Genomic DNA, 17,908 nt, shown 5'->3' with positions numbered 1-17,908 from the left:
CGATTCTTTATCATTCGTTTTTTAAGAGTTTTATAATCTCTTTGCAAAGCCAATTGATGGCAGAAAAACTGTTTTTCTTTAAATAAGATTGAAAGGTCAAAGTTTAAAGGGGCAGTACAGAAGCTCAAAAATACCCTCTTGATGCTCATGAAACTCTGTCCTTTGAGCTTTTTGCTGTTCAATATGTTGGAGGGGAAGTGGTTAAACAGCAAAAGTGTCTTTTCCTTTAAGAATGTCCTTTAAGAATGATTTTGTGCTTTAAGAAAATGTACTTTGAAACAAAAGAAAAAATACATGATGAGAATATATTCTGGAAAAGTTTTTGAAGACTATAAGGTTTTTAGAAAATATCTCATTTTTTGTTGTTAAAACAAATATCGTTCCCATATACTGGACAATATGGTGCAATTTGAAACACTATTATGATAACAAAGAGATTTTTATGGCAAAACTGCGTTGTAAATAAGGATATTTTTTTCGTAAAATAACAGAGGGATATCTTATCTTGCAAAGGCTTTTTATTTTGCTGTTTAAGTATGGGGGAAAGGGCTCTTTCAATAATTTATGAGATAAAGAACATGAATAATCAACGCTTTAATGCTTTTGTTCCAAAGCATTTTTAGCGATTATCTCTTTCATCCTTTCTTCATATAAATGTAATGATAAGACCATAAATATAAACGGCAATATAAAGTGAAGGATGAATTGTGAATAATAAATCCATTGTCTCTTTTTTGCCCAATTTTTTAATATGTTGAACGCTTATAGTAAGAAAGAATAGTTAAACACCAGATATTAAGATAAGGAGATTTAAAAGTTATGTTTTTTCCATTTTTAATCGCTTTAGGCACTGCAGTAACAACGGTGTATGGCAAAAAAAATATAAGTTACGCTTTGTGGGTTATTTTGTTCGTTGTTATTCTTCTAACCTTTAATCATCACGCAACTTCTACTTTGAATTTATCTTTTTGAGAGAATGGCCATGGAAAATGTTGAATCTAAAAATCCTCATTTCATCACTTTTATGAATACACTAGGACTGATTGGATTATCTATTGTCTTGGTGGTCGCTTTTTATTATCAATTGGTAAAGTTTGAGTTGCCTTGTCCCCTTTGTCTACTGCAACGCGTTGGATTGATGCTGGCAGGATGTGGGTTCTTGCTCAATATTCACCACAGGGTGAAAAATACGCATTATGGTATGGTTATTATCGGTTGTATGGTCACCAGTGCTGTTGCTGCAAGGCAGGTATTTTTACATATCACACCTGATGATTTGGGATATGGTTCAACGTTCTTTGGATTGCATTTTTATACTTGGGCTTTCATTATTTCTGTCCTTTGTATCTTTGCTGTTGCATTTGTTATGATTTTAGGCGAATTGGCACACAAGTTTAAAGAATTTTCCTCTTTTCCAATCTTGAGTAAAACAGCAAGCTTCTTATTCGTGTTCTTAATTGCAGCAAATTTGATTTCAACGATACTGGAATGTGGTGGCGGACAATGCGCTGATGATCCTGTAAGGTATGAGTTGTTGTCAAATTGGTTCCCTTCACAGTCTTGAGTTTTTTTTAAATTATTCTTCATCATGATTTTACGGTTAAAGAGATCATGACTTTACGGCTAAAGAGGCGGAAATATTGAAAAATCCGCTTCTTTTTTATTGGAGCAATGTTTCATCAAGACTTTTGATCCTATCAAAGGAATCTTTTATCAAAAAATTGGCTTTTATGCCTGTTTGCGTTTCAGATTTTGTAAAAAATTTGGTTTGTCGTTTTTGGGGGCTTACTTATAAGTTTTTTTTAAAAAATCCGCGTTATTTTTATGCGATGTGGAAGGATTCGCTTTAAAAGGAGGGGGGCGAGCTGTTGAATTTTCAAGTGGTGGTGGAGGTTAAAAAAAACACGTTTGTGAAGGACATATTAACGATAAAAATTTTTTGCTCTTGATTTTTTTCGCTCTGTACTAAATAACCCTTTGTATTCATTTTGGTGCTCTGAAGTATTTTAGATGCTTTTAGAGGGAGTAGTTTAAGATTCCAAAAACTATCTCTATAATTTTCTCTAGGGGTTTGTTTCTCATAAACAAACCTCTTTTTTTTATCCTTTTTTGTGAAGCCTTTGTTTGAGAAAAGTTTTAAAAAAAGATGAGCGTTTTGATGATGATTCTTCTTACGAAAAAATATTGAGGTAGAAAAACATTGGCATAAAAAACAAGTTATCATTGTGAATGGTGAAGGCAAAAATCAAAAAAAATTCTCATGTACAACTTTCTGAGAGTGAATCCATTCAACGGATCTTTGTTTATCATAAAAAAAGCACCGTTTGTGGGCGAGATTCTCTAAAAAATTGTAAAAATGCTTTTTATGCGCCCTTATTACCAAAATGGGAGCAAAAAATTTTGTGCTGGTTAATAAAATAATAAACCGGTTTATCTCTATGATTAAAATGAAAATGGGGGATTAAAATTAAAATGGGAACGAAGTTTTAAAGGCGTTTTTTTAAAAAAAGGGGTCATATCATCATTTCGTATAGATATTTCTGTAAATCTGTAAAAGCGTTTAAACAGAAATATGCAAAAAAGAGTGGAGGATTGATGTGTTGTGCAATCTTTGGGGTGTGGTTTGGGCTTTTGCTATGCGTGGAATGTGGGGGAGTGAACTTTAGGGGGGAGTTTGTGAATGGAGCGATAAGTTGGGATGAAAAGGAAATGTAACTGGAGGAGAGGGGCTTGTGAATGGGGGAAAATTGGAAAGGAGAGGTAAGTGTGTGTGGGGGGAGAAGAGAGGATGAACGAGAGGAGGGAGAAAGTGCGTATGGATAGGTTTGAATGGTTGTATACAAGAGGCGGTAGTGTGAAGGGATACATGAAAATAGCGTGGGGGAATGGGAAAAGGCGTGCTTTATGAAGCGCTATCGTTGAGAGAGTGATCTGGATCACATGAAGTGATCGGCGTGGGGAATAGAGTTTGTTTGGTTCTGTCTGTCCCATGTTTTTGAGGGAGAGATTTGAGAGAGTGGCTGTGGGCTAAGAGGCTGAATTTTTATTTACAGACCTTTATTTACAAACCTTTGTTTAGAGAAGTGGTGTGGGGTGGAATTTTGTCCTGTGGGGGCAAGTCAATAGTTTTTTGATCGATAGTTTAGTTTATAGATTTCTTTAAAAATATAAAAGCGTAAAAATATATATCTGTAAAAAAGTAATAATCGTTTAAGCCATAGAGGATTGATGTGTTGTGCAATCTTTGGGGTGTGGTTTGGGCTTTTGCTATGTGTGGAATGTGGGGGAGTGAACTTTAGGGGGGAGTTTGTGAATGGAGCGATAAGTTGGGATGAAAAGGAAATGTAACTGGAGGAGAGGGGCTTGTGAATGGGGGAAAATTGGAAAGGAGAGGTAAGTGTGTGGGGGGGGGGAGAAGAGAGGATGAACGAGAGGAGGGGCAAGAGATAGGGAGAGAAAAATTTGGAGATGGCGTGTCATTTCTTGTCATGCTGAAATCAGTCTTGTCATGCTGAAATCAAGTTCAGCCTAAAAGTTAAAAAATTGGCAGGTAAAGTTTGAGGAAATGAAAGAACTTAAAATGGAGGGTGAGGTTTTTTGAGAACAAAAGAGAGAAAACTGGAAAAACCTCTCCCTTTTTGTGGAATTTTTATTCACAAATTTGAGAAAATAGGGTATGAACGCTGGAAAATAACGCACAGCTTAACAGAATATGTGCATTATATAAGGAAATGATTGTTTATGTCAAAAGAAGAAGTTTTAGAATTTTCGGGTATCGTTACTGAACTCTTACCGAATGCTATGTTTCGTGTGAAGCTCGAAAATGATCATGAAATTATTGCACATACCGCTGGAAGAATGCGAAAAAATCGTATTCGCGTATTAGCTGGTGATAAAATTATGGTGGAAATGACCCCTTATGATTTAACAAAAGGACGCATTATATACCGTTATAAGTAATCTCATGGATGGCTCTGCGCTTTTTTGTAAAAGTTACAGTATTCTTTCTGTTATTTTTAACAGACCTTGAAGGGGTTTTCTCTAACGTGAGAAAAGGCGCATGTTTAAAATGACCTTGAAAAGGTGTAAAATCCAGTGCACAAAAAAAATAAGGAGATCAATGGCGCTTAAAATGGGGTAAGAGGTATGCCGGTTTTGACAAGGGGTGGAAATGAAAATTATAAAAGAGTGGGGGGGAAAACGTTGGGCAGAAAAGCTTGGGGGAAAAGTGCATTTGGAGGAAGAAATTCATTTGGTGCTTGCTTCAGCTTCGCCACGGCGTTTAATGCTCTTAGCGCAAATGGGCATTGAGCCCCAACAGGTTTATGCAAGCGATATTGATGAAACGCCAAAATTAAAAGAACATCCCGCAAATCTTGCCAAACGTTTGGCAAAAGAAAAAGCGCTTAAAGCGAAAGCTTTCTTGCAATGGTATGATCAAAAATCCCAAGAAAATCACAACCTCGTCCAAGAGAGTCAGAACCCTCAAGAAAATCACACCCCCCAAGAAAAATTGCAGAATGTTGATAAAAAACTATCTGGGCAGAAAACGATTATCTTGGCGGCTGATACGGTGGTGGCGGTGGGGCGCACCATTCTTCCCAAACCAGAAAGTGAGGATGAGGCTTATGAATGTTTACGTTTCCTTTCTGGAAGGGCGCACAAAGTCTATGGCGCCATTTGTGCTTTGAATGAAAAGGGAAAAATAACCGTAAAATTGATTGAAAGCCGTGTTCGTTTTAGACGCTTAACCTCTCCTATGATGAAGGCTTACCTTATTTCAGGAGAATGGCAAGGGAAAGCGGGTGGCTATGCTATCCAAGGAAAAGCAGGGGCTTTTGTGGTCTATATTGCAGGCTCTTATTCAAATGTCGTGGGATTGCCTTTGGCGGAAACCGCCGATCTTTTGACCGCTTATCACTATCCACTTTATGATCAGTGGACTGAAGAAACGCAGTAGAAAAATTTTAAGGCAAGAGCCATGCAGGGTAAAGAGCAGCAAAAAGTGTAGGAAAAAGTGCAAAGCAAAAATGAAACAAGGCAAAAATGAAAAAAACGAAAACAGAAGAAAATTTAATGAAAGAGGAGAAAATACAGACATCTCAAAGTCAAAAGAAGCGCCATAGTCCAAAAGAATGCTTTGAGCCAAAAGAACCAAATTTGCCAAAAGAGACGCGTCCTGCGCATCCTTGTCCTATTTGTGGTCAGATGTCGCAAAAATCTGCTTATCCTTTTTGTTCCACTCGATGCCGCGCCATTGATCTTAATCGTTGGCTTTCAGGGTCTTATATCCTTCCCCCACCTCCACAGATTAGTGATGAAGAAGAATAAAGGGCGAGGCAATATTTTCGGACATTAAGCGAATGAAACCTTCCTGCGTCTTAAAAATCTTAATCAGTTGCAAGCCAAAAGCTCTGTGCAGAAAAAGCTCTGTGCAGAGAATAATTATCTAAACACTTGGCAACATGAGGCGTACCAGCCGGAATATACAGAACATCTCCTTGGTCAAGAACAACTTCAATTTCAGGTGCTGATAGTTCATTTTCCACAAGAGATTGTTGCCTAGGTAAAGTTGGATTTTCAACCAGTTTTTTCTAAACTTTCCAAGATTTTTTTACCTTCCAATTGTATAACAAAAACTTCTATTGTGTCGAAGCGAGCTGGTAATCCATTGAAATGAGCACCGGTTAAAAATGGCTTTGCAAATGCATATCCACCAAAAATCTGTTCCAATTTTTTGCACAAAACAGAAATTTTTGGGATGTCTTGAATCAAGGTCTTCTAGCTTAAGCGTCGCCCCCGCCTTGAACTGTTTCAAAAACAAATTCCCGTTGTGTGAGAACGGTGGAGGTTGTGTGCGTTTTGCGTATTGAGGTAAGTTTTAAGGGGAATAGGGTCATTTTCTCGTTTGTGGTCCAATGTCGCAAAAATCTGCTTATCCTTTCCACCCGATGTCGCGCCATTGATCTTAATCATTGGCTTTTTGGGGGCTTATATCCTTGCCACTTTCTTCACAGGTTAGTGATGAAGAAGAATAAAGGGGCGGATTCCTATGGTGGAGGTTGTGTGAGCTTTGCGGTATTGAGGCAAGGCTTGGGGGGAATAGGGTCATTTTCTCGTTTGTGGTCCAATGTCGCAAAAATCTGCTTATCCTTTTTGTTTCACTCGATGTCGCGCTATTGATCTTAATCATTGGCTTTTTGGGGGCTTATATCCTTGCCACTTTCTTCACAGGTTAGTGATGAAGAAGAATAAAGGGGGGATTTCTATGGTGGAGGTTGTGTGAGCTTTGCGGTATTGGGGTAAGGCTTGGGGGGAATAGGGTCATTTTCTCGTTTGTGGTCCAATGTCGCAAAAATCTGCTTATCCTTTCCACCCGATGTCGCGCCATTGATCTTAATCATTGGCTTTTTGGGGGCTTATATCCTTGCCACTTTCTTCACAGGTTAGTGATGAAGAAGAATAAAGGGGCGGATTCCTATGGTGGAGGTTGTGTGAGCTTTGCGGTATTGAGGCAAGGCTTGGGGGGAATAGGGTCATTTTCTCGTTTGTGGTCCAATGTCGCAAAAATCTGCTTATCCTTTTTGTTTCACTCGATGTCGCGCTATTGATCTTAATCATTGGCTTTTTGGGGGCTTATATCCTTGCCACTTTCTTCACAGGTTAGTGATGAAGAAGAATAAAGGGGGGATTTCTATGGTGGAGGTTGTGTGAGCTTTGCGGTATTGGGGTAAGGCTTGGGGGGAATAGGGTCATTTTCTCGTTTGTGGTCCAATGTCGCAAAAATCTGCTTATCCTTTCCACCCGATGTCGCGCCATTGATCTTAATCATTGGCTTTTTGGGGGCTTATATCCTTGCCACTTTCTTCACAGGTTAGTGATGAAGAAGAATAAAGGGGGGATTTCTATGGTGGAGGCTGCGTGAGCTTTGCGGTATTGGGGTAAGGCTTGGGGGGAATAGGGTCATTTTCTCGTTTGTGATCCAATGTCGCAAAAATCTGCTTATCCTTTTTGTTTCACTCGATGTCGCGCTATTGATCTTAATCATTGGCTTTTTTGGGTCTTATATCTTTGCTACTTCCTCTACAGATTAGTGATGAAGAAGAATAAAGGGGCGGATTTCTATGGTGGAGATTGTGTGAGCTTTGCGGTATTGGGGCAAGGCTTGAGGGAGAGGGGGCTGTCTGATCTGTGTTCTTTTTTGGGGGGATGATTTGAGAAAGTGGGTGTGGGGGAAGAAGAGGCGTTATTTGGTGCTTTGTAGCGCAATGATGGTTGGGAACTTTTTTAAAGTGCGCAGAAATTAAGAATATTTTAGAGTGACAGTATCTGTTGTGTCTTATGAAACACTCCGAGGTGTATAAATTTTACTGAAAGGGTTGTATACGCGAAGAATGTTGCTGTGCGCTTTGGTCTAATCAGAGATTAGACACCAAATCGCTTGCTGTTTTTTGTGGGGCAGCTCTCTAAAGTTTTTTAAAAGGGAAAATTCTTTTGCGCTATAGATGTATTGATCATCATGTGCATGATGGTCTTTTGTGACAATATCTTTTGTGACAATATCTGCATAAAAAAAGCTTATAGGGACTTCCAGTTTTTGAGCGATTTCCAGTAAACAGCTTGCGCTTACACGGTTTAACCCTTTTTCATATTTTTGAATTTGTTGGAAACTCACCCCTAAAAAGCTTCCTCATGTCTTTTGAGTAAGCCCCATGGCAATGCGTCTGTGACGAATTCTTTTGCCGATTAAAACGTCAATAAAATGTGGATTTTTGGTCTGCACTTTGTTTCCCCTCCGGTTGCGAGCGCCCTCGCATTGGTATTCCGGGAGTAACAAGTACTGAATCCGAGTCAGCTTTTTGCTTTTAGTGCTAGGACAGCACCTGGACATAGCAAAAACTCCCGGAATCCCGGGACACCCGCAAAGCGGGACAAATTTATGCGTCAAGTATTCGGACTTTCAAATCCCTATTTGGTCGTCGCGTAACCGACCAATGACATTCCATTGATAAAATAATCTTAGAAGATTAGCAAGCACAATCAAAACATCTAGAAAATGAGAGCTGTTGGGCGTTTTAAGAGTTATCCTCTTATATTGTGAAAATATTGTGAAAAAATGTTCTGTGAAGAGGATATGGGGCATGGGATATTTGAGTTGAGGGGGGAAGAGTTGGTGAAAAAATGAGGTTGAAAGCGATGTTGGGGAGAGTGAGGCGGAGATGGGAAAGCTGATTTGCCATGGTGCGGAATGGTGTGAGAGGATTGGGGGGTGAAGAGTCTTGCGAATAGAGAGCAAGTTGAGATGAAGAAGGGCGTTTGATCTATAGAGGCCATGGGGCAAGAGGTTGGATTGTTGATTATAGAGTGGGAGTGGGGAAAATTTTGTCCTTTGGGGCAAGTCAATCGGTCTTGGCAGTTTAGTCTGTATATTTCTGCAAAAATATAAAAGCGTAAAAACGTGGATCTGTAAAAAAGGTTGTTTTAGCCGCAGAGGAGTGATGCATTGTGCAAGCTTTATTGATAAGCAATAGCATGAAAAGAAATGTCCTATAGCATAAGGGTACGCTATGCCTTCCATGTGTTTTATGTACTTTTAATATATATATTTTGTATGTGAAGCATCACTATATGGATAAGCCTTGAAGGCTATCAGAGAAAGTCGGCGTTTTTTTTATTGCGTGAAAAATTGATTTATAATCCCTTGATTACAAACCGATACACTGTTAATACTCTTTATTAGCAAAGGTGTTCTTAACTCTTGGTGTAGGAACGCCTTAGGAGAGGGTGCAATTGAGAGGGGTTTAAGATGTCAAGATATTTATTACCGTTACCGCTTGTGTTGGTGGCTGGTTGTGCATCTATGAATCAGGCAAATTATGTTGATCAAAATATTACCAACTCTGATATAAAATTAATTGCTCATGATTTTGTTCACAATCTTAAACATTCTTTACCGCCAGCTCATACAACGCTTATTGTGAAAAGAAGTAAAAGAGAAGACAATTTTGCACCTTTATTTATCGATCTGTTGCAACGCAATGGATATCGCGTGATCTATACAGATCAACCAAATAAACAGCAAAATGGTATCATTTTGACTTATCAAATAATGCCAATAGATATAGGTATCCTGTCTACTGTCTCTTATGATGAGGCTGGAGTGACACGTTATTATGTCCGTACTTATAAGAGATGAAACCCCTTTGGCGGTTTGTCTAAAAGATGGAGATCATAGATAATAAAGAAAAGAAATGTTGGCAGAAAAATCGCCTTAAGAAGTAAAACTGTAGATCCGTTAAATCAGATAAAATTCTGCTGAGAATGGTGAAAGGTCTTCTTGAGACTGTGATGTTGGTTATTCTTAGGAGAGGTGTTCCTCTATGAGACCGTAAAACAGCGTTGTTTGAGGTCTGGTTATATCCCTACAATTGGGGATATTCTACGATGTTGTAAAATATCATCATTTGGGATTTGGTGATATGGGATATGGGGAAATTTTAAGCTGGGGGGATATGCGCGAAAAATGTTTTTGTGCGCTTTGGTCTAATCAGAGATTAGACACCAAATCGCTTGCTGTTTTTTGCAGGATAGCTCTCTAAAGTTTTTTAAAAGGGCGTGTTCTTTTGCGCTATAGATGTATTGATCATTGTGTGTGTGATTGTCTTTTGTGGTAATATCTTTTGTGACAATATCTGCATAAAAAAAGCTTATCGGAACTTGTAGTTTTGTAGCGATTTCTAGTAAACATTTGGCGCTTACACGGTTTAACCCTTTTTCATATTTTTGAATTTGTTGGAAACTCACCCCTAAAAAGCTTCCTCATGTCTTTTGAGAAAGCCCCATGGCAATGCGTCTGTGACGAATTCTTTTGCCGATTAAAACGTCAATAAAATGTGGGTTTTTAGTTTGAAATTGTGGGTTTTTGGTTTGCATGTTAAGCCCCCTCACCGGTTGCGAGCGCCCTCGCATTGGTATTCCGGGAGTCTAAAAGTACTGAGCTTAATCAGCTTTTTGCTTTTAGTGCTGTTAAGCACCTGGACATAGCAAAATCTCCCGGAATTCCGGGATACCCGCAAAGCGGGATAAATTCATGTATTAAGCTTTCGGGCTTTTAGATCCCTATTTGACCGTTGCGTGGACGATCAAAAACACATGCTCATCAATAAAGGAATTTTAAAAGATTGGCAAGAAAAATGAAAACATCTAGAAAATGAGAGCCGTTGGGCGCTTAAGAATTATCTCATTATCTTCTTATGCTGTAAACAACTGCTCTTTGAGGTCGATATCGGGTAGATAAATTTACACATTGAGGTGTTTTGCGCACGTGTCATGTTGAATATTTAGGGGAGGGCTTGTTTGGTAAGCTTTTTGAAGTACGGTCCTTTGTCCTTTGAGGGGGCGTGATATCAGCAGGTATGGGGCGCTTTAGGAGGAGGTGTTTTGACCACTGATTGGGCGTTTCTTTGCTGTTTTAAGCAAAAGGTGAAGAATGCGTAAAACGCACGGCTTCATCATTTTTACCGATAATGCGTGTTTTTCTGTTTTAAAAGCTTTTCGTATTGATCGTACTCTTGTTGGTGGGTGATGGATAATAAATGGTGGAGCACGATCAAGTTTTGGCTACCTTCAGTTTTTTTTAATCAAGACGAAGACTTAGAAAACAAGGTCCCTAAAATGTTTTTGGTTAAAATTTTCGCTCTTGCGTTATAAAGGCAAGTTTAAATGGAGATGTATATTAAAAACAAAATAGCATTTTTTTCTTAATTTAGTTTCTTTTTTATCAATTTAAGTATAGTATGGTTAATATTAATTTAAATAAAGTAAATAGATAATGAACTTTTTTCAACAACTATAATAAAAACTATATTAGATGTCTTGGAATTTATTGAAAAAAAGTATCATTTGTAATTTGAGCGGGGGAGATAATCTCATGAAATTAGCTACAAACAAGGAAATAATTAACAACTGGTTTGCAAAGGAAGAAAACAGTCACAATTGGCGCCTTCCAGAAGGCTTAAAGGATTTCTATGAGTATAAGAAAGATTCGTTAATAAGTGATCGTAATCTTCAACAGCAAGTTTTGACGCCTTTAATACAGGATATATCGTTAACACCGGGTAATTCCAATCCATTAAATATGTTTCTTCAACAGGGTATGTCTTTTAGTGAACCGCAAAAGGAGAGGGCTTTTGACTCTCTTAAGGAGGAGCATTTTATATCTGTTAAAAATGGAGAAAGTGTTGATCAATTTAAAGTGCATGATCCAGAAATTATATCGGATGAACGAGAAGATAAATATAAATTTACAATGACGTGTGAACGAATAGAGCGTGCTTTTAAAGAAGAACAGGGGCTGTGCAATTTTTTAGATGAGATCAGAACGAAATTCATAGAGAGTGATGATACTCAGTGTTATGATTGGTTAGAAAAGCTCATTGATCGTGCATTAAACAGTGAAGTTGCACCGTTGCAAAAAACACAAGAAATCTACATTCCAGATATTCGTGATTACCATTTAGATGAAAAATTATGCGACCTTGCTAGAAAAATCATTCAAAATGCAGTCGGGATTCTTGAATTTCACTCACGTTTGTACAATGCTTGCTCTTTTAAAAAAGCTTGTTCTTTACGTGATCTTATATTCATTTTTAATTGTAGAGCTCAAGTTCTTGACGAAGTCATGAATATGTCGCCAGTTTACGACGCTAAAAATAAGCTTTTAAAAGTAAAAAATTTTGGTGAGAAAAATAGCGATGTTATTGGTCTTGCTATGTCAAAAAAAGCGATATCTGTAAATGACTTAAAAAGAACAGGGGGGTGCATTTTTGATCCATCCAGTTTGCGCATGAATATCTTTTTTAATATTCATCAATTGTCATTATTTCGTCCTTTTGAAACAATGATTGTCTTTAAAGCAGGGACTGATGATCAGATTAACAAAACAATAGAAATGCAAAAAGACGCCAATAAAACGAAGTTAGAAAAAGAAGCGGAGGAAAAAGCACTAAAAAAGAGTAAAAGTGCTTAAAAAATAATTAATTGAGGCATTCAAAAGTCATTGAAAAATTATAAGTTACAACAAAAATGCAGCTGATTATTCAATCATGCCGTAAAACACTGCTCTTTAAGGGACGTGATATCAGTTATGGAGCACTTTAAGTGGGGTTTGACAACTGATTGGGTGTCCCTTTGAAGTTCATATCACCAATTCTATGAAAGGGCGGGGAACTTTAATGGTAGAAAAGTTTAATATCGGGTGGGTGATATGAAGTTATTTTTAAAAAAGAGTCCCATCGCTCTCTTTTCTTCTCTCTTTATTTCTAAAGTTGGTGATTATGCTTATGAAGTCGTTTTTGTTTTACTTGTTTTAGACGTAACAGATAATGCCTTTTTGATCGGTCTTGTGTATTTTTTTCGATTTATTCCTTTTCTCTTTTTTGGTCCTATAGGCGGTTGGTGTGCGGATAATTTTTCTTTGAAGAAAAATATGATCTACAGTGAAGTGGTGAGATTATTTCCCGCATTCTTCGTGTTTATAACCACTATAACGGGGACTGCAAATATTATTGTGCTTATTTTGGCAGCAATAGGTACAACAATCGGAAGAAGTATTTTTCAACCAAGCTTTCAAGCTGCTATCCTGAAAATTTTTTCAATAAAGGATTTGACAAAGGCAAATAGCCTTGCACAAATTATCAATGAAATTGCCGCCGTCATGGGGCCTTTAGTTTGTTCCCTCCTGCTTTTTTTAGCCAATAAATCCACCGTCCTCATTTTTGATTTTTTTACCTACTTTATTTCTATTATCCTGTTATTGAATCTCATGAATTTAAACGCAAGTAAGACTCAATCATTCAATTTTATAAAAATTTATCGGGAAACAGCTTCTTATCTTAAAGCTATTTCTACTGAAAATAATAACTTGTTTATTACGCTCGTTGGATCGACGTTTGCTATTCTCTTTACAGGGGCAATTTTAAGATTTTTAATTCCAGCTTTTGTTCTCTCTATAGGGGCAGAGGAAAGCTTTGTGAGTTCACTTTTTTCTCTCATGGCTGTGGGAACGATTATCGGTGGTTTGTTCTATCATAAAATGATCGTCAATGTTACATCATTAAAGCTTATGATCTTTTGGCTTCTTTATGGGGGTGTTTTATTTGTTATGCCTTTGGCAGCAATCCTTTCTTTAAAGTTCCTTCTCGTGTTCGCTTGTGTTTTAGGCTTTACGGGGGCATTTGTGGATATTAGTTTAGTCTCAGCGCTTCAATTATATTCTCGTCGTGAAGATTTTGGAAAGAGTTTTGGAACCTTTTCAACCCTCGCAAATTCTGCGGAAGCCGTGTCTGGCCTTATTGCTGGACTTTTTGCCCTCGTTGGATTAATGGGCTCTTTTTTAACGATGTCGGCCTTCATTATTGCTACTGGAATGACTGGTGTTATAAAAATTAAAAAAAGTAAAACGCCCCCTTCATATGACAGTCGAGAATGATCATTGAGCGATTTGAAATCTCCATGTCGTTTCTTTTTTCTAAAAGACAGTGCGTTCATGATCCTATCATGGCGTAAAACACTGATCTTTGAATTGTGGTGATATCAGCTCTATCGCTTTATGCATTTAAGGTGCTTTTTTTGTGTGCGTGGATTGTGGAGCGTGCTTGTTTACACCTTTTGTCGCTCCTTTTGTCGCACCGGCCCCCCAAGGGCGGTGATCTCAAGATAGAGGCGTTTAAAGTGTTGTGTTGTTTACCAAGTGGCTGTGTCCTGAGGAGCGCAGGAGTGTGAGCCTTTCGTTGGTGGCTTTTGAGTGAAAATAGGAAAACGTAAAAACGTGGATCTGTGAAAAGGGTGGGGTAAGCCGTGGAAGCGTGATGCTTTGTGCAAGCTTGGGGGGGCTATGGCGTGGAATGGGATCAGAGGATTGGGGGAAGAGTTTGTTCAATGGAGGGGGCAAGCTGCGGGGTAAAGAGATTATGTTGAGGGTGCTGACGGGACAAGGTGGAGATTAAGGTGTGTGGAATAGGGATGGAGTGTGTGAAGGGGAATAGAAGATGGAGAGTGCCATAGGGTGTGTTGGTGTGTTGATGGGAGGGGGGTGCGGGAGAGAAGAGTGTGGGGAAATGCTGTGTGAGTTTTGTGTCGTGAGGTAAGGCTTGGGGGATGGGGAGTGTTTGATCCTGTCTATACATATTCTTTGAGGGGGAGGTTTGAGAGAGGGGGTAAGAGGTTGGATTGTTGTTTACAGAAGTTGTGCGGGGGGAAAGTTTTGTCTTGTGGGGGGGTAAGTTAATCGGTCTTTTTATCTGCCGTTTATTTTACAGATTTCTTTAAAAATAGAAAAGCGTAAAGACGTGGATCTGTAAAAAAGGGTGGGGTAAGCCGTGGAGGCTTGATGCTTTGTAGCAAGCTTTGGGGGTGGGGTGCTATGGCGTGGAATGGGCTTAGAGGATTGGGAGAAGAGTTTGTTCAATGGAGGGTAAGTTGAGATGGAGAGATTATGTTGAGGGTGTTGACGGGACAAGGTGGAGATTAAGGTGTGTGGAATAGGGATGGAGTGTGTGAAGGGGAATAGAAGATGGAGAGTGCCATAGGGTGTGTTGGTGTGTTGATGGGAGGGGGGTGCGGGAGAGAAGCTTAAGAAGAAAAGGCGCGTTAAGGATGTTGGGGCGTTGATGGAAAGGGGAAAGATTTATGTTGGGTGTGTGGGGGAGGGAAGAGGGGTGCGTATGGCGGGGTAGGGTCAATTTTTTTAAGGGGTGCTTTCATGTTCTTCTTGAGGGCGTTTTCTTGAATGTTTTTTAAAGAATGAGGGGGGGCTTATTTGTCGCAAGCGATGAGGTCATTTAGGGGGCGCTTCTTTTGAAAAATCTTTTATCTTCTCGTTCTATGATGTTTTTTGCATGCGTTGCTGGTCCTTATTTTTTCTTTCGTGTTTTTGCTCTTGCACTCGTTTAGATCACATCCCATATTCATTTTAACACGACAGTTCTTCATGCTTTAACGTTTCTGGTGTTCGTGTGGTGAGGCAGTCTTTATGACATGCTGGGGAGAGCTTTTGGTTTAGTGTTTTTGAGAAAACAAAAGGGCTGGAGCGATGATGAAAAAAAGGATGCAGTTGCTCTGAGAAAGGAAAAAAATGAACTTGGAAAAATATAGCGAACGCGTGCAGGGTTTTTTACAATCAGCACAAAATAACGCTCTCTCTTCTGATCATCAGCAGTTTATGCCGGAGCATTTCTTGAAAGTGTTGTTAGATGATCCCCAAGGATTGGCAGCATCGCTTATCCAAAAAGCAGGGGGAGATCTCAAACTTATTCAAAAGGCGCTTAAAGAAGCGCTTGAAGCTTTGCCAAAAGTACAAGGGGGAAATGGACAACTCTATCTCTCACAGCCGGTGGCAAAAGTATTCGCGCTGGCGGAGGAGCTCGCACAAAAAGCCGGTGATCAATTTGTTACTGTCGAGCGCATGTTGCAAGCGCTGTTGATGGAAAAGTCTGCAAAAACAGCCGATATTCTGACAAAGGCGGGCTTGACCCCGCAGGCGCTTAATCAGGCAATTAATGATCTGCGCAAAGGAAAAACAGCCACAAGCCGCCATGCGGAGGGTCAATATGATGCTTTGCAAAAATATGCCCGTGACCTCACAAAAGATGCACGCGAAGGAAAACTCGACCCTGTTATTGGGCGAGAAGAAGAAATTCGACGCACCATTCAGGTGCTCTCACGGCGGACGAAAAATAATCCCGTGTTGATCGGAGAGCCAGGGGTGGGAAAAACCGCTATTGTTGAAGGGTTGGCACTGCGCATTATCAATGGTGATGTTCCAGAAACTTTGCGCGATAAACAACTCTATGCTCTGGATATGGGCGCGCTTATTGCCGGTGCAAAATATCGCGGGGAATTTGAAGAACGTCTTAAAGCCGTTCTAGCAGAAGTACAAGCTGAAAATGGGCAAATTATTCTTTTTATTGATGAATTGCATAACCTTGTGGGGGCTGGAAAATCTGATGGTCCTATGGATGCTTCCAACTTGTTAAAGCCGGCTCTTGCCCGTGGAGAGCTCCATTGCGTGGGCGCGACAACCCTGGATGAATATCGAAAATATGTCGAAAAAGATGCTGCTCTTGCTAGACGTTTCCAACCGGTCTTCGTACCTGAGCCATCGCTGGAGGATACGATTTCTATCTTGCGCGGGATTAAAGAAAAATATGAACAGCACCACAAAGTGCGTTTGGCAGACAGCGCTTTAATTGCCGCTGCTCGACTCTCTTCCCGTTATATTACTGATCGTTTTTTGCCCGATAAAGCTATTGATTTGATCGATGAAGCGGCTGCACGCTTGCGTATGCAGGTTGATTCAAAACCAGAAGAATTAGATGCTCTCGATCGGCGAATTTTACAGTTGAAAATCGAACGGGAAGCTTTGAAAACAGATGTTGAACCTACAGCAAAAGAACGTTTGAACAATGTGCAAGAAGAACTCAAAACATTGGAACAACAGTCCGCTGAAATGACAACAGCTTGGCAGGCTGAAAAACAAAAATTAGGGCATGCGGCTGACTTGAAAAAACAACTCGAAGAAGCGCGCAATGCTTTGGCAATTGCACAACGGGATGGACAATTCCAACGTGCTGGGGAACTGGCTTATAGTGTTATTCCGGAACTCGAAAAACAATTGACCTTAGCTGAAAATGATGACCAACAAAATCATCTCGTTGAAGAAACGGTAACCGCTGAACATGTCGCGCGGATTGTTTCACGCTGGACTGGCATTCCTGTTGATCGGATGCTGGAAGCAGAACGCGAAGCGCTCTTGCGCATGGAAGATGAAATTGCAACCCGTGTCGTGGGACAGGGTGAAGCGGTTCAAGCGGTGGCGCGGGCTGTCCGCAGAGCACGGGCTGGGTTGCAAGATCCTAATCGTCCTCTGGGGTCTTTTATGTTCTTAGGCCCTACCGGTGTGGGAAAAACCGAACTCACCAAAGCTCTTGCTGCTTTTCTTTTTCAAGATCCCAATGCTATGTTGCGTATTGATATGTCGGAATATATGGAAAAGCATGCCGGAGCGCGGCTCATTGGGGCACCGCCCGGATATGTCGGATATGAAGAAGGGGGTGTACTGACGGAGTCTGTACGAAGAAGACCTTATCAAGTTATTCTCTTCGATGAAATTGAAAAGGCGCATCCGGATATCTTTAATTTGTTATTGCAAGTGTTGGATGAAGGGCGCTTGACCGATAGTCAAGGAAGAACCGTCGATTTTCGTAATACTTTGTTGATTATGACCTCTAATCTTGGTGCTGAATTTTTAACCGCTTTGCCGGAAGGACAAACGGTTGATCAAGCAAAAGACGATGTGATGAATGTTGTCAAAGCTGCTTTCCGTCCGGAGTTTTTAAACCGTATTGATGAGATTATTCTCTTTCAGCGGTTGCAACGTAAAGATATGGAGGCGATTGTTGATATTCAGATACAGCATTTGCAACATTTGCTCAATGAACGCAACATAACCTTGCATATCAAACCAGAAGTCCGACAATTCCTTGCCGATAAAGGCTATGACCCCCTTTATGGAGCACGCCCCCTTAAACGGATTATCCAAAAGGAAATTCAAGATCCGCTCGCAGAAAAAATCTTATTTGGAGAAATTCACGATGACACAGTGGTGACAGTGACAAAACAAGGAGATCGCTTGGATTTTGCACCTGAAACATAAGTGGGAAATTCCACGGGATAGAGGGGGGCGATAATCCTCTTATACCATAACAGCGTTGGTGTTAGGGGCGCTGAGTGTACTGATTATAATACCATGCGTGGTTGGACAGAGGCGTTTGGATTTTTGTAGATCAGTCTTTTTAAGAACTTTTATTCTTTGTCCCCATGGGGACGAGTGTAAGAATATTTAGGAAAA

The 17,908-nt window shown here is 39.8% G+C and carries 16 protein-coding genes and 3 pseudogenes; 12 read left to right on the top strand and 7 right to left on the bottom strand.

All coding sequences use genetic code 11. The annotated features are described in order from the left end of the window. Window positions 1-819: 819 nt before the first annotated feature. The 5 genes from D1092_RS09895 to yacG (D1092_RS06970) all read left to right on the top strand — a co-directional run bounded on the left by D1092_RS09895 (window position 820) and on the right by yacG (D1092_RS06970) (window position 5,331). Complete coding sequence (locus D1092_RS09895; RefSeq protein ID WP_241435980.1) at window positions 820-972, top strand: DUF5993 family protein; 153 nt, start codon at window positions 820-822, stop codon at window positions 970-972. 10 nt (window positions 973-982) lie between these two features. After that, window positions 983-1,564: a disulfide bond formation protein B gene (locus tag D1092_RS06985; protein ID WP_148255676.1), complete on the top strand. Its 582-nt coding sequence runs from the start codon at window positions 983-985 to the stop codon at window positions 1,562-1,564. Window positions 1,565-3,741: 2,177 nt separating this feature from the next. Then, on the top strand, window positions 3,742-3,960 hold the full coding sequence (gene infA, locus D1092_RS06980) for a translation initiation factor IF-1 (protein ID WP_004856585.1): 219 nt from the start codon (window positions 3,742-3,744) through the stop codon (window positions 3,958-3,960). A gap of 211 nt (window positions 3,961-4,171) precedes the next feature. Beyond that, the gene (locus tag D1092_RS06975; RefSeq protein ID WP_148255675.1) at window positions 4,172-4,960 is read left to right on the top strand and encodes a Maf family protein; all 789 of its coding nucleotides are present in this window, start codon (window positions 4,172-4,174) and stop codon (window positions 4,958-4,960) included. 86 nt (window positions 4,961-5,046) lie between these two features. Then, window positions 5,047-5,331: a DNA gyrase inhibitor YacG gene (gene yacG / locus D1092_RS06970; RefSeq protein ID WP_174767369.1), complete on the top strand. Its 285-nt coding sequence runs from the start codon at window positions 5,047-5,049 to the stop codon at window positions 5,329-5,331. A 59-nt stretch (window positions 5,332-5,390) separates the two neighbouring features. Here yacG (D1092_RS06970) and D1092_RS10055 read toward each other — a convergent pair whose 3' ends face one another. The 3 genes from D1092_RS10055 to D1092_RS09525 are packed head-to-tail and all read right to left on the bottom strand — an operon-like array spanning window position 5,391 to window position 5,976. Continuing rightward, window positions 5,391-5,588: a JmjC domain-containing protein gene (locus D1092_RS10055; RefSeq protein WP_148255674.1), complete on the bottom strand. Its 198-nt coding sequence runs from the start codon at window positions 5,586-5,588 to the stop codon at window positions 5,391-5,393. Next, window positions 5,581-5,775, bottom strand: a complete 195-nt coding sequence (locus D1092_RS10050; protein WP_148255673.1) for a JmjC domain-containing protein — start codon at window positions 5,773-5,775, stop codon at window positions 5,581-5,583. Before D1092_RS10050 ends, D1092_RS10055 begins: the two co-directional genes overlap by 8 nt. Window positions 5,776-5,814: 39 nt before the next feature. After that, window positions 5,815-5,976, bottom strand: coding sequence for a hypothetical protein (locus tag D1092_RS09525; RefSeq protein ID WP_167309310.1), 162 nt, complete (start codon window positions 5,974-5,976; stop codon window positions 5,815-5,817). 154 nt (window positions 5,977-6,130) lie between these two features. Between D1092_RS09525 and yacG (D1092_RS10145) the strand changes: the two genes are divergently transcribed. Then, complete coding sequence (gene yacG, locus D1092_RS10145) at window positions 6,131-6,286, top strand: DNA gyrase inhibitor YacG (protein WP_420914009.1); 156 nt, start codon at window positions 6,131-6,133, stop codon at window positions 6,284-6,286. Here yacG (D1092_RS10145) and D1092_RS09520 read toward each other — a convergent pair. Then, window positions 6,267-6,404, bottom strand: coding sequence for a hypothetical protein (locus D1092_RS09520; protein WP_167309309.1), 138 nt, complete (start codon window positions 6,402-6,404; stop codon window positions 6,267-6,269). The two genes, yacG (D1092_RS10145) and D1092_RS09520, sit on opposite strands and share 20 nt — an antisense overlap. 154 nt (window positions 6,405-6,558) lie before the next feature. Between D1092_RS09520 and yacG (D1092_RS10140) the strand changes: the two genes are divergently transcribed. After that, window positions 6,559-6,714 (top strand): DNA gyrase inhibitor YacG, encoded by a 156-nt coding sequence (yacG, locus tag D1092_RS10140; protein WP_420914009.1) that lies wholly within the window; start codon window positions 6,559-6,561, stop codon window positions 6,712-6,714. Here yacG (D1092_RS10140) and D1092_RS09515 read toward each other — a convergent pair. After that, window positions 6,695-6,832 (bottom strand): hypothetical protein, encoded by a 138-nt coding sequence (locus D1092_RS09515; protein WP_167309309.1) that lies wholly within the window; start codon window positions 6,830-6,832, stop codon window positions 6,695-6,697. The genes yacG (D1092_RS10140) and D1092_RS09515 overlap by 20 nt on opposite strands. A gap of 582 nt (window positions 6,833-7,414) precedes the next feature. Further along, window positions 7,415-7,783, bottom strand: a pseudogene (locus tag D1092_RS06945) (helix-turn-helix domain-containing protein). A gap of 1,023 nt (window positions 7,784-8,806) precedes the next feature. Here D1092_RS06945 and D1092_RS06940 point away from each other — a divergent pair. Next, complete coding sequence (locus D1092_RS06940) at window positions 8,807-9,196, top strand: hypothetical protein (RefSeq protein WP_148255672.1); 390 nt, start codon at window positions 8,807-8,809, stop codon at window positions 9,194-9,196. Window positions 9,197-9,543: 347 nt separating this feature from the next. On the opposite strand, the pseudogene D1092_RS06935 reads toward D1092_RS06940, so the two are convergent. Beyond that, window positions 9,544-9,933, bottom strand: a pseudogene (locus D1092_RS06935) (helix-turn-helix domain-containing protein). A gap of 997 nt (window positions 9,934-10,930) precedes the next feature. Here D1092_RS06935 and D1092_RS06930 point away from each other — a divergent pair. From D1092_RS06930 to clpB, 4 genes and pseudogenes are all read left to right on the top strand, one after another. Further along, the gene (locus tag D1092_RS06930) at window positions 10,931-12,028 is read left to right on the top strand and encodes a phage major capsid protein (protein ID WP_148255671.1); all 1,098 of its coding nucleotides are present in this window, start codon (window positions 10,931-10,933) and stop codon (window positions 12,026-12,028) included. A 237-nt stretch (window positions 12,029-12,265) separates the two neighbouring features. Next, a pseudogene (locus D1092_RS06925) lies at window positions 12,266-13,496 on the top strand (MFS transporter). 372 nt (window positions 13,497-13,868) lie between these two features. Further along, the gene (locus D1092_RS09510; RefSeq protein WP_167309308.1) at window positions 13,869-14,006 is read left to right on the top strand and encodes a hypothetical protein; all 138 of its coding nucleotides are present in this window, start codon (window positions 13,869-13,871) and stop codon (window positions 14,004-14,006) included. Window positions 14,007-15,133: 1,127 nt separating this feature from the next. After that, on the top strand, window positions 15,134-17,713 hold the full coding sequence (gene clpB, locus D1092_RS06920) for an ATP-dependent chaperone ClpB (protein WP_148255669.1): 2,580 nt from the start codon (window positions 15,134-15,136) through the stop codon (window positions 17,711-17,713). The last annotated feature ends 195 nt before the right edge of the window (window positions 17,714-17,908 follow it).

The organism is Bartonella krasnovii (genome assembly GCF_003606345.3).
Taxonomy (GTDB): Bacteria; Pseudomonadota; Alphaproteobacteria; order Rhizobiales; family Rhizobiaceae; genus Bartonella; species Bartonella krasnovii.
The sequence above is the reverse complement of the archived record's forward strand: the minus strand, read 5'-3'. Positions and strand labels throughout refer to the sequence as shown.